Annotated in this window: 2 protein-coding genes and 1 pseudogene; all 3 read left to right on the top strand. The window is 64.6% G+C overall.

Translation table 11 applies throughout. The features are described 5' to 3' along the window. Positions 1-586: pseudogene (locus EN935_RS28660) on the top strand (mannitol dehydrogenase family protein); the annotation flags it as partial. 15 nt (positions 587-601) lie between these two features. Then, positions 602-1285 carry an HAD family hydrolase gene (locus EN935_RS28655; RefSeq protein WP_127262604.1) on the top strand — a complete coding sequence of 228 codons (684 nt, stop codon included), beginning with the start codon at positions 602-604 and terminating at the stop codon, positions 1283-1285. After that, positions 1282-2868, top strand: a complete 1587-nt coding sequence (locus EN935_RS28650) for an FGGY-family carbohydrate kinase (protein WP_127373868.1) — start codon at positions 1282-1284, stop codon at positions 2866-2868. The genes EN935_RS28655 and EN935_RS28650 overlap by 4 nt, the downstream gene beginning before the upstream one ends. Positions 2869-3129 lie beyond the last annotated feature (261 nt).

Below are 3129 nucleotides of genomic sequence, written 5' to 3'. Positions count from 1 at the left end.
CCTCAATGGCGGCCACGCGACGATTGCCTATCCGGCCGGCCTGATGGACATCCATTTCGTGCATGAGGCGATGCAGGAGCCGCTGGTGAGCGGGTTTCTGGCCAAGCTCGAACGGGAAGAAATCATCCCGACCGTGCCGCCGGTGCCGGACACGGTTCTGGAAGACTATTACCAACTCATCGAGAGCCGCTTCTCCAATCCCAAGATCGGCGACACGGTGCGCCGGCTCTGCCTCGACGGCTCCAACCGCCAGCCGAAATTCATCATCCCGACCATCGCCGACCGGCTGAAGGCCGGGAAAAGCGTCGCCGGCCTGGCGCTGGAATCGGCGCTTTGGTGCCGCTACTGCTTCGGCACGACCGACAGCGGTGCCGTCATCGAGCCCAACGACCCGAGCTGGGATCGGCTGCAAGCAACGGCAAAGGCGGCAAAGGACGCGCCCGCCGCCTGGCTTGCCATGGAGGACATCTACGGCGATGTCGGCCGAGCGACGGCGTTTGTCGAGGCCTTCGCCCATGCGCTCAACGGGCTGTGGGCAAACGGCACGCGCGCCACGCTGACGCGCTACCTCGCCGGCAAGCTCTGAGAGCCATTCGCCGCCATGACGCCTGAACTGGTCATCTTCGACTGCGATGGCGTGCTGGTCGACAGCGAGGCGCTCTCCGTCTCGGCGCTGCTCGGCATGATCAAACTCGCCGGTGGCAACGTCGGCGAGAATGCCGCCTACGAGCACTTCCTCGGCAAGAGCATGAAAAGCGTGCGCGAGATCCTCGGCCGCGACTTCGGGCTTGAGATCACCGACAGCCACCTAACCGAGATGCGCGTCGAATTGATGCGCAAATTCCGCGAGGAACTGAAGCCAATCGCCGGCGTCAAGGAGATGCTGCCAAGGCTTGGGCTGCCGTTCTGTGTCGCGTCCTCGGGCACGCTCGACCGCATCCGCTACGCGCTCGACGTCACCGGATTGCTTGGGCTGATGGAGCCGCATCTGTTCAGCGCCGCCATGGTGCCGCGCGGCAAGCCGGCGCCTGACCTGTTCTTGCATGCCGCCGCCAGCATGCGAGCCCATCCGCGCAAATGCCTCGTCGTCGAGGACAGCCCGGCCGGCATCACGGCTGCGCGGGCGGCGGGTATGCGCGTGTTTGCCTTCACCGGCGGCTCGCATGCCGGCAACCCGGCCTTGAAAGCGCGGCTTGCGTCGAGTGAGCCGGACTTTATATTCGCTGACATGCTGCAATTGCCCGATCTGATTGCAGGCCTGGGAGCGAGAGTTAGAGCATCTTGACGAAACAGTTTGTTTGCGCGGTCGATGTCGGCACCGGGAGCGCTCGCGCGGGCATTCTCGACACCAGTGGCAGCTTGCTCGGCCGCGCCGAGCGGCCGATCGTCATGAACCAGCCGAAGCCAGACCACGCCGAGCATGATTCGCGCGATATCTGGTCGGCTGTCTGCGCCGCCGTGCGCACTGCCCGCGAAAAGGCCGGCGTCGCACCTGAGGAGATTGTCGGCATTTCCTTCGACGCCACCTGTTCGCTGGTGGTGCGGGGTGTGGATGGCGGCCAGCTCAGTGTCTCGGTCACCGGCGACAGGCGGTGGGACACCATCGTCTGGCTCGACCACCGCGCTATTGCCGAGGCCGACGAATGCACGGCAAGCGGCCACGCCGTGCTCAATTATGTCGGCGGTGTCATGTCGCCGGAAATGGTGACGCCGAAGCTGATGTGGTTGAAGCGCAACCTGCCCAAGACCTGGAATGAAGCCGGCTATTTATTTGACCTCACCGATTTCCTGACATGGCAAGCGACCGGTTCGCTGGCCCGCTCGCAATGCACGCTGACCGCCAAATGGACCTATCTGGCGCATGAAGAAACAGGTTGGCGGCGCGATTTCTTCGCGCTCGTCGGCCTCGACGATCTTTTCGCGCATGGCAATCTACCCGAGAGGACCAGCTCGGTCGGCACCGATATCGGCCGCCTGACAGCGCAAGCGGCGGCAGAGCTTGGCCTGAGCGAAAACTGCCGGGTCGGCGCCGGCGTTATCGATGCCTATGCCGGCGCGCTCGGCGTGCTCGGCGGCTTTGCCGGCGACGAGAAGGATATCGGCCGCCACCTGGCGCTGATCGCCGGCACGTCGAGCTGCGTGATGGCGATGTCGCCCGATCCACAGCCCTTCGCTGGTGTTTGGGGGCCGTACTATGGCGCGGCACTGCCGAAGCTGTGGCTGTCGGAAGGCGGCCAGTCGGCAACCGGCGCCCTGCTCGACCACATCATCCGCTGGCACGGCGCCGGCGGCGAACCGGATGCCGCCATGCATGCCAAAATCGCCGGGCGTGTCGCCGAACTGCGCGCCTCCGAAGGCGAGAACCTGGCCGCAAGGCTGCATGTGCTGCCGGATTTCCACGGCAATCGTTCGCCGCTCGCCGATCCGCATGCCGTCGGCGTCGTCAGCGGGCTGACGCTGGATTCCTCCTTCGACAGCCTGTGCAAACTCTATTGGCGCACCGCCGTCGGCATCGCGCTCGGCGTGCGCCATGTGCTGGAGGCGCTGAACGAGAATGGCTATTTGATCGACACGCTGCATGTCACAGGCGGTCACACCAAGAACCCGCTGCTGATGGAGCTCTATGCCGACGCCACCGGCTGCACGGTGATCGAGCCGCAGGCCGACGAGGCGGTGCTGCTCGGCACCGGCATGATTGCCGCTACCGCGGCCGGGCTGTTTCCCAACCTCAATGCGGCCTGTCTTGCCATGCAGCAAGGCGGCAGGACGCGCGCGTCGAACCCGAAGTCATCAGGGCGTTTCGACCGCGACTACAAGGTCTTCCTCGAGATGCACCGCCAGCGGCAGATGCTGGACGCGATAAAGTAGACCCTGGGCCGGTCCCTGGCTCAATCCGTTCCTGCTCGTCGTCTCTTGCCTTCATGTCGCGTTTCGTACAAAAGCTGACGCAAACGCCGCGAAACCGAAGGTTTTGCCGTTTGATATGCGGCTTCCGGCTCCTTGCCGACGTGCCGTACCTGGAAAGAGCGGAACAATGTCTGCGATCGAAGCCGGCGCTCGCGCGCCGGAAAATCTTTGGCGTCAGGAAATCAGGGCGACGCTAGCGCTCGCCTGGCCGATGGTGCTGAC

Source organism: Mesorhizobium sp. M7D.F.Ca.US.004.03.1.1, from assembly GCF_003998635.1.
Lineage (GTDB): Bacteria > Pseudomonadota > Alphaproteobacteria > Rhizobiales > Rhizobiaceae > Mesorhizobium > Mesorhizobium loti.
Note: the sequence above shows the minus strand (reverse complement) of the source record. Positions and strands in the feature narration are given on the sequence as shown.

Coding starts and splice junctions, on each gene's coding strand:
- EN935_RS28655 (WP_127262604.1), top strand. CDS start 602: ATGACGCCTGAACTGGTCATCTTCGACTGCGATGGCGTGCTGGTCGAC.